This is a genomic window from Candidatus Polarisedimenticolia bacterium (assembly GCA_035764505.1).
Classification (GTDB): domain Bacteria; phylum Acidobacteriota; class Polarisedimenticolia; order Gp22-AA2; family AA152; genus AA152.
In genome coordinates, this window is record DASTZC010000262.1 from 1 (window position 1) to 23,113 (window position 23,113).

Below are 23,113 nucleotides of genomic sequence, written 5' to 3' on the forward strand. Positions count from 1 at the left end.
CCCACTTTGCCTCGTCCGAGACGCCGCAAAAACCCCCGGCCGGAGAGACCCCGGATCCGCCCGGGTCCGCTTCAAACCACTGACAATCAGAGCCTTGCACCATCCTCCCGGCGAACCTATATTCTCCGGGCCCGGCAGGAAAATCTCGCGTCCGGGTCGAAGGAGGGAGTCGATGGTCGCGCGTTTCCTGAAGAGCGGTCCCGGAGTCTTCCTGCTGACCCTGGTGGTTCTGGTGGCCGGCGCCGGCTCGATGGTCTACTACCAGATCCACGATCTCACGCATCCTCCGAGGGTCTCCGCTTCGGTCAACCCCTCGGACCTGCTGCTTCGGGCCGACGACGTGAACTTCCAGAGCACCGACGGCGTGACGCTGAGCGCCTGGCTCATCCATGGAGACCGCGACGCCCCGACGATCATCCTGTGCCACGATCTGGGCGAATCGAAGGGCTCCTTTCTCGATGCGGCCGTGCCGCTGCAGCGCGCCGGGTACAACCTGCTGATTCCCGATTTTCGGGGGCACGGCGCCAGCGGCGGCAAGGGGAGCACCCTCGGCACGCTCGAGCGCTACGACGTGCTCGGAGCGATCGACTTCCTCAGGACGCGGCGGGACCTCGAGGCCGATCGGATCGGCGTCTGGGGGATCGGGATGGGCGCCTATGCGGGGCTCTTGGCCGCCGCGGAGCGCCCGGAGGTGGTCGCCCTGGCGCTCGACTCTCCCTATCCCGACGTTGCCAGCTATCTCGACCGCGCCCTCTTCCGCGGGCTGCCCCCCTCCACGACGAAGGTCACCGGCTATGCGTCGGTCTTCTATGGCCCTTATTTCCAGTGGAAGAACTCCCGCAATGCCGCGACGCAGGCGCTTACCGACCTGGCCGATCGCAATTTTCTGTTCATCGTCGCCGCCTCGCGGCCCGGATCGGTGGAAGCGGGGAAGGCGCTGTACGCCGCGCTGCCCGACAGCGGGAGCGCCGACAAGAACCTGCTGGAGCTGCAGGGGAGCGATGCCTCCAGCCTGTACGACGAGGACCGCCGCAAGTACTCTGAGGCGATCGCCTCTTTCTTCGGAACCTACCTGAAGGTCCACCTCGAGCCGACGCCCGACGCCATCAAGGTCAACGTCCGCTAGGACCAGGGCCCCGGGCGAGTGCCGGCGCTGTGATAACCTAGGTGTCGCCGTTCGTGGCCAGGAAAGGCCGCCGGCGAGAGGCTTGCTTCGATGCCTTCCTTTCCTTCGCGGACCGCAGTTGCCGAATCCGCGATCCCCGAGCAGGTGCGACAGTTCCTCGACGGTGTCGGACGCGATCTGGAGACGGCGCTCGACCGACTGCTGCCTGCCGCGGCGGGGGATGACGCCCGGGTTTCAGAGGCGATGCGCTACGCCGCCCTGTCGCCCGGCAAGCGCATCCGTCCCGCGTTGCTGATCGCCGTCTCCGACCTGTACGGGACCCCTCGTTCCAAGGCCGTGGCAGCCGGGGCCGTGATCGAGATGGCCCATGCCAGCTCGCTGATCCTGGATGATCTTCCCTCCATGGACGACTCCGATCTGCGACGCGGCCGGCCCGCGACCCATCGTGTTTTCGGCGAGGCCACCGCGATTCTCGCCGCCTTTGGGCTGCTCAACCGCGCGTTCGAGATCCTGGCGGCAGACTCCGCGATCCCGGAGAAAGTGCGATCCGAGATGGCGCGCCGCCTGGGCGCGGCGCTCGGGACCGAGGGGCTGATTGCGGGCCAGGGGCTCGATCTGGCGCTGTCGCCGTCGCGCTGCGCCCTCGACGAGCTGGAGCGCATTCACTCCCGCAAGACCGGCAGCCTGTTCCTCGCCTGCGTGGAGATGGGCGCCTTGCTCGGACGCGCCGTCCCTGCCGAGACCGAGGCGCTGCGCGGCTACGCCAAGAACCTGGGCCTCGCCTATCAGATCGTGGACGATCTCCTCGACGCCACCGGCGATCCGGCGCGGGCCGGGAAGAGCGTGCAGGCCGATCGGCGTGGGAATTTCGTCACGCTGTCGGGGATCGAAGGGGCCCGCCGTCTGTCGGAAGAGCTCTTCGATTGCGCCGTCGAGCACCTCGCGCCTCTCGGGCGGCGCGGCGCGCTGCTGCGCGGCCTGGCCAGCCTGCTCATTCATCGGGATCGCTAGTCAGAGATGCCGCCGATCCGCGACGAGCGGCTGGAAGAGCTGAAGGAGGCGCTCCGCCGCCGGGGCTATCTCGATCGGGTCATCCTGCGCGACGCGGCCGCTCCCTGGGGATGGCTGAAAGGATCTCTCAAGGCCGCCTTGCTCGCGGCGCTGGTCCTCGACCTGGCCTTCGTGGTGATGCTCGCCTTTCTCGGATCGCCGCCTCTGGCCTCCGCCGGCGATGCTCTCCTTCTCGCGCTCTACCTGGCGCCCATCTGCGGTCTCCTCACGCTGGCGGTGGAGCTGGCGGCGGGCGCTCTCACGCGCCTGCTCGAAAGCCTCGTGCCGCGCGGACGCGGCCACTCCGCCCGGCTCGCCTGGGGAATCGGCGGAGCGATCGCCCTCGGGTTTGCGATTTACCTGTCGCTCTGGTGGCGCGGCCGGGGAGAGACCGGAGGAGACTGGGCGACCATCGGCTTCGTCGTCTTCATCCTGCTCATCAGCCTATTCCTCGGGCGCCTCGCCTCACTGACCGCGTGGCTGTCTCTCCTGCGCGTGGGGCGGATGCGCGGATTGGGAAAGGCGGGGGGCCGCTTCCAGGCGATCCTCGTCGCTCTCCTGATCGTGGTGATCGCCGGCGCCCTGTGGCGCTCGCGCCGCGAGAGGGTCCCCTCCACCCCGGCCGGGGAATTCTCCACGGCGCCGGTGGAGGGCCGAACCCTATGGGTCGGCGTCGATGGTCTCGGAAGCTCGTTGATGCAGGCGATGGAGCGGGAAGGCCACCTGCCACACCTGGCGGCGCGCGCCGCTGCAAGCTGCACGGTGAACCTGCAGCGTCCCGCGGCGGAGCCTCCGGCGATCTGGGTGACCGCCGCCACCGGATTCGCGCCGCCGCGGCACGGGGTGGGAGGCGTGGAATCGGCCATTCTTCCCGGGATGGGAACCCCGCTGGCGGCGACGGGGTGGAGCGCCCCGCTGTTCGAGGCGGCGCGGGCCCTGAACCCTTTCGTCCCTCCGATCAAGGAGGTCCCTGTCTCGGGGGTCCACCGCAAAGACAAGACCGTGTGGGAGATTCTTGCGGAGAAGGGGGTTCCCTCCTACGTGGTGAACTGGTGGGCGACCTGGCCGGCGGATGAAGGGCCGGGCGTGCGCATCACCGAGCGCGCCTTGTTTCGTCTCGAATCGGGCGGGGCCCCGGATCGGGAAGTCTTCCCACCCGAGCGCCTGACCGATCTCGAAAAGGTTTATGCCAGCACTTTCGCCGCGAATCCGGCCTCCGGCTCCCGCGACGCGGGTCCTGCCGGAGCCCCTGCGATGGACCGCTTTCACCTCGAGCTGGCGAGCGCCGGATGGAAAGAGCGCTGGCCTCTCGTGGCCGTCTACCTCAACGGTCTGGATGTTCTGGCCGCGGCCCCCGCGCGACAGGATCACGGCCGCCTAGGAGAGCTGCTCCAGGACCGCGAGCTCATCGACCACCTGGAGAATCTGGACGCCGCCGTCGGATTGCTGGCTGACAGCGCGCGACCCGACGATTTCGTGATCCTCGAGGGAGACCCGGGACGTAATGATCCCGCCGGCGGCAGCGAAGGGTTCCTGCTCGTCTCGGGCCCGGGCGTGGCACCGGGGAAGCGACTTTCGGGGAGCCTCTTCGATGTTGCTCCGACGCTGCTGGCGGCCCAGGGTTTCCCGCGCTCGCGGGAAATGCGAGGGCGCGTCTTGCGGGACTGTCTCCTGCCGGGCAGGAAATTCGGGGGTGAAGGTGTCAATCCGGTGGCGGGTTTCGGCCCTCGCAGACCCCCTTCCGGCGGCGGCTCCGAGTTCGATCCCGAGGTCCTCGAAAAGCTGCGCTCATTGGGCTATATCCGTTGACCTGATTGGAAAATCGGCCTTTACAGCCCCTGTCGATTGGCGTATATTCCGCACTGACCGGCCTTTCGCCGGGCCTTGCAACCATTCACCAAATCGGCCGTCGGGCTTCGAGGGTGCGGTCGGAGAGAGGGACCATTCCCGTTTTGGCCCCCGAGGTTGAGTACCACCCCGGTCCCGACTATTTCGATCGGGTTTGCCTTTCGCGGGGTCCGCACTCCCTGCGATTCACCCTCGCGGGTCTCGACCTGAAGTTGTCGGGGCTGTCGACCTCGGACAGGGATCTCATTCGCTCCCGCTATGGCTGCTTCATCCGCGACGAAGCGGCTTCCGGCGCGGGAGAGATCGAAATCGTCGAAGCGGAAGTTCCCGGCTTCCTGAAGCCGCGCGGCAAGGCAGAAGAGCCCGAATACTACCGCCTCGAGCAGACCTGGTCGGACGAACGCCTCGTCTGCTACTCCTACGAGTTCGCGGGATGGTTCGATCCGCTCCGCCGGTGCGGCAAGCTGGCGATCGCGCGCATCGACGAGGGACCGCTGCACCGGGCCTTCGAGAATTTCCTGCGGGTGGTCGCGGCGCACTGGTTCCTGCGCCGGGGCAGCCTTTTGATTCACGCTTCGGGAGTGGTTCGCGGTGGCGCCGCCTATCTGTTCTTCGGTCCCTCCGGAGCGGGCAAGACGACGGTCACACTGCTCTCCGAGGGAGATTTGGTGCTGGGAGACGACTTGATCCTGCTGCAGCCGGACGGCGAGCGCTTCGAGGCCTGCTCGGTCCCCTTCCGTGGGGTGTACCGCGAGCCTCCCGCGACCGACCGCGCCTTTCCGCTGGCGGCCGCCTATCGCCTGATTCAGGACCGTCGCGATTTCGTGGAGGAGATACCCGCCTCGCGCGCCACGGCGGAGCTGATGGCGAGTCTCCCCTTCGTCATGGAAGGTGAGGGTGGCGGTCGTGCCGTCGAGATTGCCGCGCGCCTGGCGCGCCATGCCCCGGTGCACCGCCTGCACTTCCGCAAGTCGGCGGAGTTCTGGAGCGTGATCCGGCCGGAAGGGGACAAGTCGTGACCGACTGGAGCACCAACCCGCCGAAGCGCCATCCGACGGCGGGCTTTCGCGTCTTCGAAGGGGGAGAGACCACTATCGTCCTGCCCGACGGCTCCTATATCCATGTCCTCAATCCGATCGGGACGCGGGTCTGGGAGCTGCTCGACGGAGTCAAGAACGAGAGCGAAATCGTGGACATCCTGTGCGAGGAGTTCGATGGCGAGCGGGAGCAGGTGACGAAGGACGTCCGGGAGTTCCTCACCAGCCTCGAAGCCAATCGGATGCTGGACTAGCCGAAACGGGAAAGTCCGAGGAGAATAGACCCATGAACGCTTACCAGGCCATCATCGCGCGCAACTGGAAATCGGCCACGCCTTACTCGGCACTGTTCGAGCTGACTTACATCTGCAATCATGCCTGCTCGTTCTGCTACAACTGCCCCACGGGACAGAAGGAGCTGACCACTCCCCAGGTCTTCGAAGCAATGCGCAAGATCGCCGATTTCGGCGTTCTGTTCCTGACGCTGTCGGGCGGCGAGCCGCTCTGCCGCCGGGACTTCTTCGAGATTGCCAGGGAAGCGCAGCGGCTGCATTTTGCGATCCGCATCTACACCAACGCCTTCCTCATCGACGAGACGATGGCGCAGCGGCTGAAGGACGAAGTCCATCCGTTCGAGCTGGAGATCAGCCTGCACGGGGCCCGGCCCGAGACGCACGAGGCGCTGACCCGCGTGCCCGGCTCCTTCGCCAAGCTGGTCAACGCCGTGAAGGCGCTGCGCCGGCGCGACATGAAGGTCCTGCTCAAGACGCCCATCACCAAGCTGAACCTTGGCGAGGTGCGCGAGATCAAGACGCTGGCGGAGGATCTCGACGCCGACCTCCATTTCGATCCGGTCATCACCCCGAAGGACGACGGCGACCAGGAGCCGCTGCAGATGGGGGCCGACGACACGTTCATGAAGCGGTGGTGGTCCGACGAGTTCGCCGACGTGCGCAATGAGAAGATTCCCATGCGCCGCGACGATTCCGACATCTCCTCCGTCTGCGGCACGGGACGCAGCGGCTTCGCGGTGGATCCCTACGGCAACATCTACCCCTGCGTGCAGTGGCGGCGGAAGGTTGCCAACCTGATGGAGATCGCTTCGCTGCGCGACGTCTGGCGCGGCTCCTCCGTGCTCAAGGAGGTGCGCCGCGTGGCCGACGAGATTCCGCAGACGACCCTGAAGGATTCCGACGTCGGCCAGTTCACCGCCTTCTGCGCCGGCGTCGCGTGGCTGCAGACCGGCGATCCGACCAAGATGTACCCGCAGGCGGAGCTCGTCGCGCGCTATCGCAAGAAGACCTATCTCGAGCTGCAGGCGCGCGCCGCCGCCGGCGAGGTGATCGAGGGTCTCGACCAGACCTTCGAGAAATGCGGCGAGTGATCGCGGCCTTATTTCGCAAGAAGCGACGGGCGCGGCTTGCCGGCGCGGTCCTCCTGCCGATCACCGCGCTGCTGTTCCTGGCGGGTGCGTCGCCCGCGCCTCCCGCCGCCCCCGCCCCTCCCAGCCTCCTGCTCATCACCATCGAGGGCCTGCGACCCGATTTTCTTTCGTGCTATTCCAAGAGTGCGTCGCAGCCGACGCCCGGAATCGACCGGATCGCCGAGAAGGGACATGTTTTTCGTCAGGTCGTGACCTCTTCGGTGTCGACCCTGCCGTCGCTCGCCACGCTGTTGACCGGATCGACTCCTTTTCAGCACCAGGTCTGGGACGACGATTACCGCGACCAGTTGCCGGACGGCGTGCGGACGCTGGCGGAGCGGCTCAAGGCGAAGGGCTACATGACCGGGGCCTTCCTCGGCACTTCGAGAGCTTCGGGAAGGGGATTCGATCGCGGCTTCGACGTTTTCCAGGACGGCTACGTCCCGCTGCCCACAGGGACCTGGCGTCTGGCCCTCCGGGGTGCGAGCAAGGTGGGCGCCGGGGCTCGCAGCTGGCTTTCGGAGCCCGCTGAAAAGCCGTTCTTCTTGTGGATGCACTACGCGGATCTCACCGTCCCCGAGCAGAGCGTCCTGAGAACTCCCGACGCCGATCCCCGCATCGCCTACCGGGACAGGCTGGAGATGATCGATCTGGATGTGATCTCAACCCTGGATTACCTCAAGGAGCACAAGCGCGACGGCTCGCTGGTGGTGGTTCTCACATCGGACCATGGTTTGGGGCTGGGGGACCACGGCGAATCGCGGGCGGGACTCTTCCTGTACGACAGCACTCTGCGGGTGCCCCTGGTGATCAACGGACCGAACGTGCCAAAGGGGGCTGACGACTCCCTCGCGGGGCTGGTTGACGTGGTCCCCACCCTGCAGAAAGTGCTCGGCCTGGATGCGGTGCCCGGTGTTGCCGGCAGGGATCTCCTCCAGAAGCAGTCGGCGCAGCCTGCCTCCTATCACGCCGCCGCGCTGGAAGGGCAGGAGCTTTTCGGCTGGGCGCCGCGCGAGGCGATCGCCCAGGGTCCATGGCGGCTGATTCTAGGAGCGACCGAGGAGCTCTACGACCTGTCCGCGGATCCCGGCGAAGCGAAGAACCTCGCGGCATCCCGGCCCGAGCAGGTGGCGAAACTGCGCGAGGCGTTGCGCGCGCTTGCCGGCGGCAAGTCGATCCCCGAGGCGCACTACCGGACGGGGCCGGTCCCCTCGGCCGCGAGCCTGGCGAGCCTGCAGGCGCAGAAGCTCTCACCCGCCTCGCTGGAAAAAGCGCGCGCCCGGAAGCTCCCCGATGCTGCGGGATTCGTCAAGAGCCTTCCTCTACTGCAGGAGCTGCAGTTCGTCACCGACGTGATGGGACCGTCGCCTCTGCTCAAGGCCCAGGAGCCGCTGCTGGCGGCGGATGGCAAGAATCTGTTCTCGCTGGTCGGGATCGCCTCGGCCCTGGGATCGGATGATGAAGCCGCGCGGAAGCGCGCCACCGAGCTGCTCAAGACCGCCCAGGGTCTCTACCCGCTGGAGCCCGAGATATACCACCAGCTGGCGCACGTCGCCTTCCCCGAAAAGCGCTACTCCGACGCCATCGCCCTCCTCAAGACCGCCCTCGAGCTGAAGCACCGGTACCCGGCGGAGGTCACCTACGATCTGGCCTGCGCCTATGCCCGGAAGGGGGACAAGACGGAGGCGGTGGCGCGGCTGAAGGAGAGCGTCAAGCAAGGGTTCCGCGACGTCCGGCACCTGAAATCCGACCCCGATCTCCAATCGATCGTCACCCAGCCGGCAGTGAAGACGTGGCTGGACGCGGAGTTCGGCGCCTCGGCCGGCTCCTGAGAGGGTCGAAAAGAGGCTTTACTCCACCCCGACCTCATCGTATATTTAAGGACACCAAAGGATTGCAAGTGGTCCGCCGCACTTTCCTGCTCGCCAGCCAGGGAAGGAGTTCAGTGGGAGATTTCCCCTGAAAAAGGGGCGGATCCGAGGTGGGTACCATCGGACCCGATAGTCTCCGCTCATCGACCCCCCGCGGAGCGTCGCGCGGAGGGAATCGCCCGGCTCGTGTCGGAAGGAGGGCGCTCCTCGCTCTCCTGGCCGTCCTGTTGATTTCCTCCTCCTGGGTGTCCGGGGGTCGTCCTTCCGCTCCCGGCTCCTTCCGGCCTTTTTTCACCGCCCGGCTGAAGATTCCGTCCGCCTCGATCGTGCCGAGCCCGAACGCGGCGGGCCGCGTGCGACTGCGGCTCTCCGGCTATGGGGTTTATCCGCGCGCCGGCGCTCCGGCGGTGCCGATGCGGCTGGAGCGGATCGCCCTTCCCCCCGAGGGAGCTCCGGTCCTTACCGTCACGCGGATCAAGTTCCGCTCCCTTTCGGGCCAGCGCCTCGAGCCGGTCCCTTCCGGCGCCTCGCCGCGTCGAGGAAAGGGTGAGGAGAAAGAGCCTCCCGTCACGATTCCCGCCTACGCCGACGATCCGTCGCTGGCTGAATCCGACGCCCTCTATCCGGAGGCGGTGGCGCAGCTGGGCCGGATCGGCTTCGTGCGCGATCAGCGCTATGTCGAGCTGGTCCTGACGCCGATGCAGGTGTCCCCGCGCAGCGGCGCCGCCCGTATCGCCGAAGAGATTGAGATCGAGATTACCCTGGAGAACGCCGCGACCGCGCCGGTGCCGCCGCCGCTCGCCGATCCACGGCTGGACGGTTTCTACCGTGAAAGCTTCCTCAATCCCGAGCAGGTTTCGCCGAGTCGTCGGGCCCGGCCCATGGCGTCCTCCGCGAGCCTCGAAGGGGCTGCGCCGCCGCGGTTGGAATCGGGCCCCCTGACCGCCTACCGGATCGGGGTCAAGCAAGAAGGGATGTATCGCATCAGCTGCCCGACGCTCGGGAGCTGTCCGATACCGGAATACATCGGCCAGGATCCGGCAACGTTCCGTCTGCGCAACAAAGGGGTGGAAGTGCCGGTCCGCATCGTGGGAGGCGGCGACAGCTCTTTCGATGTCGGTGATTCGCTGGAGTTCTACGGCCAGAGCGAATCAGATCCTTACGCGATACTGAACTGCGGTCCGCCCGCGTGTCCGACTCCCATCTACCGGGCGAGCGATTTCACCGACACCAATGTCTATCTACTCGATGCGCCGGGCACGGCGGGCCGACAGCGCATGGCGAGCCTGGACGGCACTCCCGGCGGCCTTGCGGCCGAAACCAGCTTCATCGAGACGGCCCACGCCGAGGTGGACAACTGGTTCTCGCCGCTCAACGATCAGGACACCTACACCTGGGCGCCGACCCTCTTCGCCGACGGCACCACGACCGCCTCGCGCGATCTCAGCGTCCCGCTCCCCGGATTGGCGGCGGCAGCTTTCACCGCCGACGTCAAAGTCCGCTGGCGCGGCGTGTCGAGCCAGACAGCAATCAACCCCGATCACCGCACGCGGGTCACGGTCAACGGCTCCGGGGCAACGACCACCACCTTCGACTGGGACGGCGAGACGGTGTTCGATCAGGTGGGTACCGCCAGCCAGTCGCTGCTCACCGATCCCACGACGCTGCACGTCGAGGCCCCCGCGGTCCCGGCCATCGGCGTCGACAGCGTGCGCGTCGACTTCGCCGAGATTACCTATCGGCGGCTGTTCCAGGCGGTGGGGGACCGGCTCCCGTTCGGCTTCCCCAACCAGGCGGCCAAGTTCACGGTGGCCGGACTCTCCGGATCGCCGGCCTTCGCTTACGACGTGAGCCGGGTCCTGCCGGGCACCGCCAACACGCGCGAGCCCCGGCTGGTCGCGAATGCCTCGGCCGGTCCGGGGACCCTCACCTTCCAGGTTCCCCTCGAAGGCGTCCCGACGCCCGCCACGCGCTCCTTCTGGGTGGGCGGTCCGGGCGGCTATCTCGCGCCCGACTTTGTCGCGGTGCTGGCTCCGAACAGCCTGCTCGATCCGGCCAACGAAGCCGACTACATCATCATCGCCCATCCCAGCCTGATTGATACATCGCCGGACAGTGCCTACAGCCAGTTCGTCGATCATCTGCAGACCCAGCGAGGCCTGGCGGTCCGGCTGGTCTTCATCCAGGAGATCTACGACGCCTTCAGCAATTCGATCGAGGACCCGGAAGCGATTCGGACCTTCCTCGCCTACGCCCATGACAACTGGATCGGGCCCGCGGGGACGGCGGCGGCGCCCGCCTATCTGCTGCTGGTGGGAGACGCGACGCTCGATCCGAAGAACAATCTGAATTCTTCGGACTACATCAAGCTGGTGCCGACGACCATCATGCTGTACGACCAGACCGTGCTGAAGTACCACTCCTCCGACGCCTGGCTCGCGTCGTTCCTCGGAGACGATCAGTCGCCCGACATCCTGTTCGGCAGGATTCCGGCGCGCACGATGGCCAGCGCGGAGGGCGTGTTCGCCAAGCTGCGAGCCTACGACACGGCGCCGCCGGCCGGCGCCTGGCGTGCCGCCGGCTACTTCCTGGCCGACGTCGGCAACGTGCAGCAGGAGACCGACCTCTTCGAAGGGGAGGAGGACGCGATTGCGGCCCGTTTCGCGCCGCCGTTCACCGGCACCAAGCAATACTACGCGCGCCCACCGTACAACGCGCCGGTCGGCGGAACCAACAATCCCAACGACCCGATCACGCAGCAGTTCAAGGCCGATTTCGTGAGCCGCTGGAACACCGCCCCGCCGCTGATCGCCAGCTTCTCGGGCCACGGCGCCTTCGACATCCTGGGGAACGATCTGGTGCTCCGTCCCGCCGATGTGGCCCTGCTCACCAACGGTCCTTTCCAGCCCTTTTTCTACAACTCCGACTGCCTGACCGGCGGATTCCACGCGGTCGGGGTCGAGTCGATCGCCGAAGCCTTCCTGGAGTCGGCGGGCGGCGGAGCAATCGGTTATTTCGCCCCGTCCGGCCTCTCCTTCACCTTCTTCGCCGAGACGGTCAGCGACAAGCTCTACAGCGATCTCTTCGGTCCGGAGAAGGTCCGCGAGCTGGGCCCGCTGACCTGGCGGGCGCGCGACGCGCTCTTCCAGAGCGGCGCGATTGCCGACATGCAGGGATTCACCTTTCTCGGCGATCCTTCGCTGCGCCTCGCCATGCCGGCCCCGGCTCCCCCCGGCAGCTTCACCGTTTCCGCCGGCAACGCGGTGGTGAATCTCTCCTGGACGGTGAGCCCGGACCCCACGGCCGTGGGGACCAACGTCTATCGTGCCACCTCACCGGCCGGCCCCTATACGAAGCTCGGTGCCTCGCCGGTCGCCGGAACCGCTTACGCCGATACCACCGTGGCCAACGGCACCACTTATTTCTACCGCGCGGCAAGCATCGATGCCGGTGGCTTCGAAGGGGCGGTGACCAACACCAACGCCGACTGCGGCGTCTCGGGTCCTCCCGACGGGCCGCAGTGCCGCCGGGCACGGCCGGCCAACCTGGTCCCGCCGGTGGCGCCGCTGGGAGTCCAGGTGCGCGACACCGGCATCGGCACGACCCTGGAGGTGAGCTGGCAGCCCAACTCCGAGACCGACCTGCTCAAATATGAGGTCTCCTACGGGACCGTCCCCGGCAGCCATCCGATCACGCTGAACGCGGGCCTGGCCACCTCGATCTTCCTCAACGGCCTGACCACCGGGACCACCTATTACGCCGTGGTGCGCGCCATCAATACCTCCTCGGTGGTGGGGGCAGACAGCATCGAGGTGAGCGGCATGCCGCACGTCTTCATGGGGATTGCCCCGCCGAATACGATCCAGGCGCTGACGGTGACCCGCTCGGGCAACGATTTGATTCTCTCCTGGCCCGCCGTCACCCAGAACATCTACGGCAACGCGACCACCATCAATCACTACAACGTCTATCGCTCCAACTTCCCTTCGTTCATACCCTCCGATGGCTTCAACCTGCTCGCGCAGGTGCCGGCTTCCTCCAATCCGTCCTACACTCACACGGGCGGGGCGGTGACTCCGGACGACGGCTACTATCTGGTGTCGGCGGTGGACAACTTCGGCTTCTCTTCGGGGCTCGGCGCCGATCTGCCCGCGGGGATCCTGACGCTGAGCGTCGCGCCTTCGCCCACGCCCGGAATGCTGCGCCTCTCCTGGCCCGCGGTCACCGTCACGGTGACGGGCAAGCCGGCAAACATCAGTTACTACCGCCTGCACGGGGCGACCATCCCCGTGCCGCGCAGCGCCGCCAATGCCGGCAACCTGATCATGGACAATCTCACGGGGACCAGCGTGGACGTCCCCGCTCCGGGCTCTGCGAGGTTCTACTACACCGTTCTCGTGGTCGACACCCGGGGGAACCTCAGCCCCTACTGACGAAAAGGACAATCGTGGACGTGACCGACGCTCCGGCGCTCGAGCAGGCGCCCGCCAAAGCGCGCGCCGTCGAGGAGCTGATCGAGCGGATCCGCGCGGGGGAGATCGACGCCTTCGAGGAGATCATCCGCCTCTACGAGCGGCGGGTCCTGTCGATGGCCATCCAGATGGGGCTCACCCCACAGGACTCGCAGGATGCCGCGCAAGAAGTCTTCCTGAGGGTGTTCCGCTACCTGGCGAAGTTCGACCCGGGACGCAGCTTCGAGGCCTGGATCTGGAAGATATGCGTCAACGTCGTCTTCAACTCGCTGCGGCGCCGGCGGGACCGGGGGGAAGTCTCCTGGGAAGCTCTGGTCGGGGAGGGGATGGAGGAGCCGGCGCATACCGAGGCCCTCCAGGTCCAGGTCGAGAACACCCAGCTTTGCTCCCATCTCCTCTCGCACATGGGAGTGCTCTCCCGCCAGGAGAGAATGGCATTTGTTTTGAGGGAATTGCAGGAGCTGGAAACAACCGAGGTGGCGCGCGCCATGGGAATCTCCGCCATCACGGTGCGGCGTCATGCCGCCAGCGCTCGCAACAAGCTGCGTCGTGCGATGGAGACCATCGAGCCAGGTCCCAGATGAATTATTTTGGAAAAAATGAACATTTTCCCGAGACCCCAGGTATTAACCGTCAGGGATTGAAGGTATTTTCCCTTGACATTTCTCTCTTTGACCGTACTTAAGGGGAAAGCAAATTTCCACAGGAGCTTCCGCTGCGTTTCCATGTCCTGCACACCATGCCGAATATCCGTATCTCATGCGAATAAAGAGCTTAGCTAGTGTTTTTCAGGGAGAAACCAGGAGGGCTTTCTGATGACCTTTCAGGGGGGAAGCTGCTATGACTAGAGTGGTTCGGGTGGGCCTGCCGGCATTGGCGGCGGGGATTTTGTGTCTGGCCCTGAGTGCGGGTCCCGCCATGGCGACCTGCGGCAGCGGCATCACGATCGGGAACGGGGTGCCGACGTTCGAGAGCGGTTTCACCACCAATGGTGGCCTCGATCCCGCTTCCTGCGGCAACGCCCCCTACACCCAGTTCTGGGCGGTCGGCAAGGGCAACACCGTGGCCGGCCTCGGAGTCGACCAGGGCGCCAGCAACCTGGAGACCTTCGAGCTGGTCCCCGGCGAGGGGATGGTCTACCAGCATGACTGGGGCAACCAGGACGTCGACGGCTGCATCTCCGACGGTCCGAACCTGCAGAGCGACGGCTCGCTGCCGCCGATGGCCGTCATTTTCAGCAACGGTCTCGGACAGGGAACCTCGGGCGCGCACGGAACCTATGCCGCCTACTCGGTCGATCTCGACACTTTCTTCCAGATGTACAACCTGGATCAGGCGAACGGCAGCCCGAACACCGTTTGCGCCAATGTTCCCACGCCTTCGCTCAGCGGCATTTCCGGCTCGGGTCCCTTCAACGCGACCGCGAGCTGGGGCGGCGTCTCCTCCTACAACGACTGCGCCAGCAACTCGGGCATCTCCCTGGCGGATGACTGCGCCGGCGGAACCCGTAACATCCACAGCGGCTGGAAGGTCTACAGCATCAGCGCCAGCTGCACTCTCGGCCCCCTGACGTCGGATCGCAGCGCCTGGACTCAGGAAGGCGGAGTGCTTCCGGCCGGCGCCAACGCCGGTTCGCCGGTTTCGATCTCGGCCGCCAACGCCGGCCAGTGCCGGTTCGTGGCGATCAACCCGGTGTGGGACTCGGGCTTCGAAGGGAAGTACCTGTCGGGTGCCGCGGCTCAGAAGCTCGGTGGCACGGGCGATGCGGACGGCGACGGAATTGCCGATGTCATTGACACCTGTCCCAGCACTCCCGGGTCGAACGTCGACAGCGACGGTGACGGCATCGGCGATGTCTGCGACAACTGCGACAACGCCGCCAACCAGGACCAGGCCGACGGCGACAACGACAACGTCGGCGATGCCTGCGATCCCTGCCCGGGTGATGCTTCCAACGACGTCGACGGCGACGGCATTTGCGGCGCGGTCGACAACTGCCCCAGCGTTGCCAACCCGAGTCAGGCGGACTCGGACGGTGACGGCATCGGCGATGCCTGCGACGGCTGCGGCTCCGGCCACGACAACGACGGCGACGGTATCTGCAGCAACCTGGACAACTGCCCCGACGTCGCGAACGCCAACCAGCTCGACACCGACGGCGACGGCAAGGGTAACGTTTGCGATCCCTGCCCCTATGAGAAGAGCGACGACCACCTGCCGCCCTACGGCGATAACGATGGCGTCTGCGCCTGCGAGCCGGCAATCTTCAACGCCGGTCTGTGCCCCGGGACACTCGGCGCGCCGTTCGACAACTGCGTCAGCGTCTCCAACGCCTCGCAGACTCCCTCCGGGATGGGAGACGGTCTGGGCGATGCGTGCGAGGACAAGTTCCTCGGAACGCCCATTGTGAAGCCGAACCCGCTGCAGCCTGACCAGGGCTTCGGCGACTGCTCGATCACCTTCAGGACCAGGGCCGAGTGGAACTGCCCGGCCTTCTCGGTCGTCTATCGCAGTCCCGGCGGCGATCGCAGCACGGGCGTCAACGTTGCCTGCGTTGGCTGCAACTCCGGCGTGCGCAACCGCTCCTACGGCGGCGCCACCGGGTTCCGGATCTCGAAGTGCCACGGCGGTCACAACATCTTCGTTCAGATGACCCGCCCGAGCACTTGCGGCGGCCGGCCCCAGTACAACATCGTTACGCCGGTCAAGATCCAGGCGCTCGCGACGCGCGTTCGCTAGTGCCTCATCGGTAATAAACTCGGGGCCACCCGCGCACTCTGCGGGTGGCCCCTTCTGTTCTTTCAGCTGGCCCGCCGGGGAGAGGGACCCTGCCAAAGGGGGGCGCAGCGCGAAAGCGTGAGCCACCGGTGAAACTATCTCTGTCTTATTCGAAGCATCTATTCCGCACTGCTGCTCTGTTGCTTGCGTCGGCCGCTCTCTCTGGGTCTCTGGTCCGGGCTCAGGTCGATTTCGCGGCCCGGCGCGACCTTTCCGTCGGTGACATCCCGCAGGGAATCGCGGTCGCTGATCTGAACGCCGACGGCAAGAAGGACGTCATCGTCGCCAACAGCTCCTCCGGCACCTTCTCGGTGCTCCTCGGAGGCGGCAACGGCATCTTCAACCCGCAGGTCCCCAAGGCCACCCTGGCCTATCCGGAGGGCCTGGTCGTTGCGAGTCTCAACTCCAACACCGATTCCTTCCTCGACGTGGCGGTCGCCTGCTCGGTCGGCGACAACGTTCAGATCTTCCTGGGAAACGGGGCGGGAGGTTTCGGGGCGCCCACGAGCGTCTTCACCGGACTGGGATCGAAGCCGATCGCCGTGGGAATCACCGACTGGAACCTGGACGGCAAGAAGGACCTGATCGTCGTCCTCTACGGCTCGGCGGAAGTTCGCCTCTACTCGGGCAACGGCCTCGGGGGCTTCAGCCTGGCCAGCACCACCCTCGTGGATCAGGGCCCGCTCGCTCTTACCGTGGGGGATTGGGACGGCGATTTGAAGGATGACATCGCGGTGGTCAGCGAGCTCGACACCAGCCCCGATCCGCCGCCCGCCGGCAAGGTCACCGTCGCGTATGGCTGCCCCACGGGCTTCTGCTTTCCGGTTTCCATCGACGCGGTGCAGATGCCGACTTCGATCACCTCGGGACTCCTCAATGGCGACAGCTCTCCCGATCTGGTGGTGGGCAGCAACTACGTCAACAACGTGGCGATACTCTATGGCGACCCCGACGTCGGGTTCAGCTTTCCCGTGACCCAGGCGGTCGGGGGACATACGCATCAAGTCCTCGCCATCGACGTGAATGCCAATGGAACACGCGACCTGGTCCTCGGAGAAGAGCTGGATCACGGCCAGGGAATCATCAAGATTTACACGGGCAACGGCTTCGGGACTTTCACGGCCGGCGGGAGCTTTCCGATTGGAGGCTATGCCGGCGGCATCGCCGCCTCCGATATCGGGAGCACCACGGCGATCGATCTGGTGACTGCGAACCTGCCCTCGTCAAGCCTGTCGCTGCTGTTCGGCAACGGCGCCGCGGGCTTTACCGCCACGCCCACCTACGCCTTCTCGCCACTGACCTTGCTCACTTCGCTCGATTCGGGCGACGTCAATGCCGACGGCAAGGCGGATTTGGCGGTGGCGCAGACCGATCTGAACCAGGTCAACCTCCTCATCGGCAGCGGCCTGGGCACCTTCTCGGCGGGTGCGGTCCTGACCCTGCCGGGAAGCCAGCCGGGGGATACGGCGGCGACCGGAGTCCTGCTGCGCAACTTCACCACCGATTCTCTTCTGGACATCGTCACGCTCAATACCGGTCCCGAGAATATCTCGCTCTTCCCGGGAACCGGTCCCGGGACATTCGGCGCGCGCACCGACAAGAGCCTGGGGAGCAGCTGCAACCAGAGCTCGGGGGCCGGCTGCATCTTCCCCGAGAATCTGACCGCCGGGCCGCTGAATGACACCGATGAGACGCATCCGGATCTGGTGGCGGTCAATTCCGCGGGAGACGCCTCTTTCCCGAACGGCTCGGTTTCCGTCTTCTTGCAGACCGGCGGGACCTTGGGCAACGTGACCCGCTATTCGGGTGGCGGTGCGTCGATCTGCGACGGCGGCTTCGCGCCGGGGATCGCCTGCGCCACGAACGCCGACTGCCGGGGCCGGTGCAGCATCACGACCGGCACTCTCTGCTCGGTCGACGCGAACTGCCCCACGGGGCAGACCTGCACCAACCCGATCCCCGGCAACTGCGTCGCCGCCCCCTCGGGGGTTGCCGTAGGGACGGTGGACGCGGGAACGAACCGCGACCTGGTGGTGTGCAACTCCGCCCTGGCGAAAGCTTCGTTCCTTCCCGGCAACGGCACCGGAGCATTTCCCAGCTCCACGATGAGCTCCACCACCGGATTGGGGCCGCGCCTTCCGATCCTCAAGGATCTCGACGGCGATGCCGATCTCGATCTGATCAGCCTGAACTTCAACTCCAACAGCGTGTCGTCCATGAAGGGCAACAATACCGGGGCTTTCACCTCCTATCAGGAGGCGGCGAACGTCAAGGCGCCCTGGAAAGGGACCCTGGCCGACATGAACCTCGATGGCTGGGACGACCTCGTCACCAACTCCCTCACCGGCGGCGCGATCCTCATCGCGCTGGGGGACGGAACGGGTCGCTTCGGGGTGGCGCAGCGCTTCGGCAGCGGCTCCGGGCCGCGGGACATCGCGGTGGCCGACTTCAACGCCGACGGCAAGCCCGACATGGCCTCCGCCGACGAGGAGGACGGCACCATCTCGATCTTCCTGAACCAGAGCCAGGACCCGCTTCTGACCGTCACGCAGGCGGTCGGGGGTGTGCAGGTCTCTTGGCCTCCCATGTTCGAAGCCGCGTCCTACGACGTGATCCGGGGAGACCGGGCTCAGGTGACCTTCGGTGCCACCACGACTTCGCTGGGGCCGGTCCTCTGCGTCGAGAACGATTCTCCCAACACCGATACCGTGGGAAACGAGGACAACCAGGCCATTCCGCTGGGGACCACCTGGTTCTATCTCTTCCGCGCCCAGGATGCGCAGGTGAAGGGGAGCTATGGAAGGTCCCCCCTGGGCAAGGTCCGGGTCGTCAGCTCCGGGGATTGCCTATAAGGCCTGAGGGCCCACTTTTTTATCCACTCGGCTGAACGCACCCATTCCCGTTGAGGTATTTAGCTGGTGAGGGGGAAAGCAAACATGGACTTCACACCCACCAGCACCCACGACGAACGCCTTCACAGGGCCGTAAACTCCCTGAAAAACATCGATATCCAGCTCTCGCCCGGGGCCCGGCGCCGCCTGGCCCTCGAGTGCCGCAGAAACATCGAGAGGGGAGCTGTTTCCGACTGGGGTTCCCGCCTGCGCAGCTTCCTGCTGTTCCAGCTCCCGCGCCGCGCCACTGCCGCCGCCTTGGGGCTGTCGGTGGTGGTGGGGATCTCCTCGCTGTTCCTGTCGGAGCGGCAGGATTGGGACTTGCTGCGCGGGGCGCATCGCTCCGAGGTCAGCCTGGTCTCGATCCAGCCCGTCCGCCAGGGGGGAGTCCTCCTGGAATGGCGCGACGGGACGCAGGATCGGTTCTGGGTCCTGAAGAGCAGCAATCCCAGGGATTTCAGCAAGGCCGAGCGCTACAGCGTGGTCGGCACCCGTTGGATGGACCTGGACCCGGGCAAGGGCCAGGTCACCTATTACCGGGTGGAATAGGCCTTTAGCGGCCCGTTTCCCCTTGACAAACGCTCTTTTGACGGTATTTAAGTAGTCCAATTCTCTCTCACAAGTGGACTGTCCCTCGGGGGAGGGACAAGACACCTCAAATCGAGGCGGAGGAGGGTCGAGGCAATGGTCAGCAAGACGAACTGGAAAGCATGGGTGGTGCTGGGCGCGGCAGTAGCCCTGTTCGCGACTTCGGGCGGCATCCTGATGGCTTCCAACATGGGCTTCAAGATTAACACTGCGCTGCAGAACGGCTTCATCGCACCCGGCCCGAAGGGCGACAACTGGCGCGCGATTCCCTGGGTCAGCCCCAACACGACCTACACGGCCATGTGCAACACTTTCGCGGCGGCCGGCGCCACCAAGGCGAACGTCACCATCGCGCAGATCAACGCCTCGACCGGGGCCGCCACCAGCGCCAACTGCGCCGTCGGCAGCGCCACCGCCATCGACCCGACCCGCGGCGTCCGCGTCCGCATCACCGGCGGAGTTGCCCCGGCCAGTCCCACCAACATCGTCCTCGTCGGCTCCAGCAACGAGTCGGCTTCTTTCCCGATCCTGCAGGGCGGCTTCGTGGCCCCGGGTCCGAAGGGCGACAACTGGCTCGGCATCCCGTACCACACCACCTGGACCAAGGCTCAGGACATCTGCACCTCCTACGGCTTCGTCCTGGCCACCGGCGTCACGGTCGCCCGCATCGATGCCGCCTCGGGCGCCGCGACCAGCTTCACCTGCGGCCTGACCGCCAACAACTTCAACCTGGTCATCGGCGAGGCGATCCGCATCCGCAAGACGACGGCCGGAAATCCTGCGGCTCTGCTGCCGCCGCATTTCTAAATTCGTGTTATGATGCCCCGTTTTCCTTCGCATCGCCGACTCCAAAGGGCATCCGGGTCTTCTAATTTCGAGAGGGGGTACCTAATGCATGTAAAGTGGACCAAGAGTGCTATTCCGGTTCTGGTCGGGATCGCCTGCATGGTGGCGCCCGCCGGGACCGCCTTCGCCAACTGCCCGAGCGCTCCGATCCTGCACGGCCTGACCAGCTCCTTCGAGGGGTGCACCCCGAACGCCCAGGCCTTCTTCTGGGGGCATGGCCGGGCCGTACAGCGTTTGCTGGCGAACGAGGCGAACGGCGCCACGGCCGGCCCTGCGGGCCATGACAGCGGCCGCCTGGCGAATTTCGCCGACTTGATCTTCATCGACGGCCCGAACGGCGGCGCTGCCAACGGCTCCTACCTCGGCAACACCGACGGCGGCAACACCGGCTCCGACGGCTGCTTCCTGAACGCAGCGCTGGTCGATACCAACTGCCCGAATACCGGCTCAGGCTCAGGCACCTGCTGCGGCGGCGCTGCTGACTTCGGCGTCGTCGATTACGCAATCGGCGGCCAGCTCCCCGCAGATCCGAACCAGGCGGTGATGGCCGCGGTTTCCGTCGACTTCAACCAGTTCTTCCAGCAGCACGTCCTGGACCAGGCGGGAGTTGTCGCAGGTCAAGTCTGTCAATCGGGAACTCAGGACGGGAACATCTGCAATTTCGACGGTGACGGAGGCTGCGGCAAGCTCAGCATAGTCACCTGCCAGCCGATTCCGAAGCCCCAGATTACGGCCAGCTCCCTGGTCGCCGGCGGTGCCAACATTACTGTGGGCGTCGGTCCCTTCGATGTCGCCAACGCCATCTTCGATGACTGCGTCGTCGCGGATAGCCGGCAGGTCAACTGCCCCCGCAACCTGTATGCCGGCCGCGTGATCGTCTTCACGCACGGCGGCTGCACCTCGTCGACCGCAGCGTCTCTTCCCCGCGTTGCCTTTACGATGCCTGCCACCCTTCCGGCGGCAGTGGCGCCGATTCCCCAGAACTGGCTCATCCTCAGCCGTGAGGACGCCAACCTGAACGGCGTTCTCGACGCCGGCGAGGATGGAACCAACGGTGGAGTGGTCAACCAGCGCCTCGATCCCTACTTCATCACGGGCGGCTCGGCCGGCTCGACCACCGTCTTCGTTCCGGCGGTTGCCGGCGCCACGGATTGCATCTTCCTGGGCACCGCCATCGGGCTGGACGACAACCGGAAGTTCGTCAACCCGCCGACCAACACGATTGTCGGCGAGCTGGTTCTCAGCCCCTTCGTCTCCGTGAATACCAATCCGATCAAGGCCGGGTCCGGCACGCCGGTCTCCGACCAGGTCATCGAGCTGCGCGCCAGCAAGACCCAGGGCAAGGGCAACGTCGACTGGACCACCGGGGTCGAGCTGACGACGGCCGGCTTCAACGTGATTGGCGCGAAGAAGGGCGGCGCTGGCGAAGTTAAGATCAACGCCAACCTGATTGCCGCGAAGGAAGGGACGACCGGCAAGGGCGCGAGCTATACCCTCTCGTTCGATGCGGGGCAGCTCAAGGGCTCTTCGGCGGTTTATGTCGAGGTCGTGAAGAACGACGGGTCCAAAGAGCGCTTCGGCCCGGTCAGCTTCTAACGAGGAGAGGGGGATTTCATAATGAAGAAGCCTTACGAGAAGCCCGCCATCATCCACAGCGAAAAGGTGGAAGCCCGGGCTGTGCAGTGCTCGAAGAGCAATGACAGCTGTGGCTCGACGGGTCCAATCACCAGCTAGTTGAACGCGTCCTCGCAAGACCAGGCCACCGGCCCCAAAGGCCGGTGGCCTTTTGTTTTCCAGGAGTTTCTCAAGAAGACGCTAAGAAGAGGTGCTGACATGGACGCGAGACGAACCGACAGCCTGATTGCCGCGAAGGAAGGGACCACGGGCAGGGGCGCGAGCTATAGCGTGTCTTTCGATGCGCGCCAGCTCAAGGGCTCTGCCGCGGGTCTATGTCGAGGTCCTGAAGAACGATGGGTCCAAAGAGCGGTTTGGCCCGGTCGCGTTCTAGGTAGGAAGAACCCCCGGAGAGATGGCTGATGCCTGAAGTCTAATCCGTGTTTAGGAGGTCCACTCATGTCTCGCACCGGCTTTTCCCGTCTGGTCCCGATCCTGTTCAGCTTTGTCGTCGTCCTGGCGGCGCTCGAGTCCGCGCGCTCCTACGCGAACTGTCCGAGCGCCCCGATCCTGCAAGGTTTCACCACTTCCTTCGAGTCCTGCGGTCCGAACGCGGCGGCGTTTTTCTGGGGCCACGGCCGTGCCGTGCAGCGCACCATCGCCTATGACGCGAATGCCGCGACCGCCAGCGTCGCCGGGCACGACAGCGGCATCAACCAGTCCATGACGCAAGGCATGATGATCGACGGTCCGAACGGTGGCGCGGCGAACGGCTCGTACCTGGCGGCCACCGATGGCGCGAATGGGGGCAGCGACGGGTGTTTCCTCAACACCAGCCTCTGCGACACTTCGCTTCTAGGATGCCGCGGCGGTCCGGACTTCGGGGTTGTCGACTATGTTATTGCGGGAGTGGATCCCGCCCAGCCGAATGTCGCGCGGATGGTCGCCGTGTCGGTCGATTACAACGAGTTTTTTGCGCAGCACGTGCTCGACAATGCCGGGGCGGCTGCGGTCGACGGCGATCCCTGCGGTGGAGACGCGTTTTCCGGGTACCCCGTGCCGCAGACCTGCGCTCCGATTCCGGCCCCCGAGATCCTTGGCGTCACGCCGGCTCCGGGTGGCTCATCCGTCAGCCTGGGGTTTGGCGACGTCTCTGGGATTCTCATCCTGGACGATTGCGCCATCGCCGAGAGTCGAGCCGTCAATTGCCCGAGGAATCTGTATGCAGGCCGGATCCTGCTGTTCAAGCGCGGCGAATGCAGCCCCTCGGCCGCGGCCGCGTTCGATCGCCGCGTTTTCATCTTTCCGCCTCAGCTGCCACCGTTTCCGACGTTCCAGACGATCACGCCGAACTGGCTGACGTTCAGCCCCGAGGACGCCAACTTGAACGGTATCCTGGACGCCGGGGAGGACGGCTCGAACGGCGGAGCCGCCGACGGACGGCTGGATCCTCTCATTGTTCCGGGGACCGCGACGACCAGCGCGACCGTGACGCTCCCGGTGCTTCCCGGAGCGACCGATTGCGTCTTCTTCGCCATGACGCTGGCGCTCGACGCGAACCATCTCCCG

General features: G+C 65.8%; 15 protein-coding genes. All 15 read left to right on the forward strand.

Annotation, left to right across the window (positions count from 1 at the left end; all coding sequences use genetic code 11):
* Positions 1–172: 172 nt before the first annotated feature.
* Positions 173–1,126, forward strand: coding sequence for an alpha/beta fold hydrolase (locus tag VFW45_16990; protein HEU5182485.1), 954 nt, complete (start codon positions 173–175; stop codon positions 1,124–1,126).
* A gap of 90 nt (positions 1,127–1,216) precedes the next feature.
* Positions 1,217–2,137 (forward strand): polyprenyl synthetase family protein, encoded by a 921-nt coding sequence (locus VFW45_16995; protein HEU5182486.1) that lies wholly within the window; start codon positions 1,217–1,219, stop codon positions 2,135–2,137.
* Positions 2,138–2,143: 6 nt separating this feature from the next.
* Positions 2,144–3,985 (forward strand): alkaline phosphatase family protein, encoded by a 1,842-nt coding sequence (locus VFW45_17000; protein HEU5182487.1) that lies wholly within the window; start codon positions 2,144–2,146, stop codon positions 3,983–3,985.
* Positions 3,986–4,128: 143 nt separating this feature from the next.
* Positions 4,129–5,043, forward strand: coding sequence for a hypothetical protein (locus VFW45_17005; GenBank protein ID HEU5182488.1), 915 nt, complete (start codon positions 4,129–4,131; stop codon positions 5,041–5,043).
* Positions 5,040–5,315 carry a PqqD family protein gene (locus VFW45_17010; GenBank protein HEU5182489.1) on the forward strand — a complete coding sequence of 92 codons (276 nt, stop codon included), beginning with the start codon at positions 5,040–5,042 and terminating at the stop codon, positions 5,313–5,315. Before VFW45_17005 ends, VFW45_17010 begins: the two co-directional genes overlap by 4 nt.
* A 32-nt stretch (positions 5,316–5,347) precedes the next feature.
* Positions 5,348–6,445 (forward strand): radical SAM protein, encoded by a 1,098-nt coding sequence (locus VFW45_17015; protein ID HEU5182490.1) that lies wholly within the window; start codon positions 5,348–5,350, stop codon positions 6,443–6,445.
* Positions 6,433–8,316: a sulfatase-like hydrolase/transferase gene (locus VFW45_17020; protein ID HEU5182491.1), complete on the forward strand. Its 1,884-nt coding sequence runs from the start codon at positions 6,433–6,435 to the stop codon at positions 8,314–8,316. Before VFW45_17015 ends, VFW45_17020 begins: the two co-directional genes overlap by 13 nt.
* A gap of 392 nt (positions 8,317–8,708) precedes the next feature.
* Positions 8,709–12,788, forward strand: a complete 4,080-nt coding sequence (locus VFW45_17025) for a C25 family cysteine peptidase (GenBank protein HEU5182492.1) — start codon at positions 8,709–8,711, stop codon at positions 12,786–12,788.
* Positions 12,789–12,802: 14 nt separating this feature from the next.
* On the forward strand, positions 12,803–13,411 hold the full coding sequence (locus VFW45_17030) for a sigma-70 family RNA polymerase sigma factor (GenBank protein ID HEU5182493.1): 609 nt from the start codon (positions 12,803–12,805) through the stop codon (positions 13,409–13,411).
* Between the two features lie 256 nt (positions 13,412–13,667).
* The gene (locus tag VFW45_17035; GenBank protein ID HEU5182494.1) at positions 13,668–15,566 is read left to right on the forward strand and encodes a thrombospondin type 3 repeat-containing protein; all 1,899 of its coding nucleotides are present in this window, start codon (positions 13,668–13,670) and stop codon (positions 15,564–15,566) included.
* A gap of 179 nt (positions 15,567–15,745) precedes the next feature.
* Positions 15,746–18,457 (forward strand): VCBS repeat-containing protein, encoded by a 2,712-nt coding sequence (locus VFW45_17040; GenBank protein HEU5182495.1) that lies wholly within the window; start codon positions 15,746–15,748, stop codon positions 18,455–18,457.
* 84 nt (positions 18,458–18,541) lie between these two features.
* Entirely contained in the window at positions 18,542–19,045 is a 504-nt protein-coding gene (locus VFW45_17045) for a hypothetical protein (GenBank protein ID HEU5182496.1), read from the forward strand.
* Positions 19,046–19,180: 135 nt separating this feature from the next.
* Positions 19,181–19,891, forward strand: coding sequence for a hypothetical protein (locus tag VFW45_17050; GenBank protein ID HEU5182497.1), 711 nt, complete (start codon positions 19,181–19,183; stop codon positions 19,889–19,891).
* An 84-nt stretch (positions 19,892–19,975) separates the two neighbouring features.
* Complete coding sequence (locus VFW45_17055) at positions 19,976–21,526, forward strand: hypothetical protein (GenBank protein ID HEU5182498.1); 1,551 nt, start codon at positions 19,976–19,978, stop codon at positions 21,524–21,526.
* A 477-nt stretch (positions 21,527–22,003) separates the two neighbouring features.
* A partial coding sequence (locus VFW45_17060) for a hypothetical protein (protein HEU5182499.1) occupies positions 22,004–23,113 on the forward strand: 1,110 nt, incomplete at its 3' end.

What these genes read in the sequence shown, in the direction of transcription:
- VFW45_17000 (HEU5182487.1), top strand. Translation starts at nt 2,144, where the DNA reads ATGCCGCCGATCCGCGACGAGCGGCTGGAAGAGCTGAAGGAGGCGCTC.
- VFW45_16990 (HEU5182485.1), top strand. Translation starts at nt 173, where the DNA reads ATGGTCGCGCGTTTCCTGAAGAGCGGTCCCGGAGTCTTCCTGCTGACC.
- VFW45_17035 (HEU5182494.1), top strand. Translation starts at nt 13,668, where the DNA reads ATGACTAGAGTGGTTCGGGTGGGCCTGCCGGCATTGGCGGCGGGGATT.
- VFW45_17055 (HEU5182498.1), top strand. Translation starts at nt 19,976, where the DNA reads ATGCATGTAAAGTGGACCAAGAGTGCTATTCCGGTTCTGGTCGGGATC.
- VFW45_16995 (HEU5182486.1), top strand. Translation starts at nt 1,217, where the DNA reads ATGCCTTCCTTTCCTTCGCGGACCGCAGTTGCCGAATCCGCGATCCCC.
- VFW45_17020 (HEU5182491.1), top strand. Translation starts at nt 6,433, where the DNA reads ATGCGGCGAGTGATCGCGGCCTTATTTCGCAAGAAGCGACGGGCGCGG.
- VFW45_17050 (HEU5182497.1), top strand. Translation starts at nt 19,181, where the DNA reads ATGGTCAGCAAGACGAACTGGAAAGCATGGGTGGTGCTGGGCGCGGCA.
- VFW45_17015 (HEU5182490.1), top strand. Translation starts at nt 5,348, where the DNA reads ATGAACGCTTACCAGGCCATCATCGCGCGCAACTGGAAATCGGCCACG.
- VFW45_17045 (HEU5182496.1), top strand. Translation starts at nt 18,542, where the DNA reads ATGGACTTCACACCCACCAGCACCCACGACGAACGCCTTCACAGGGCC.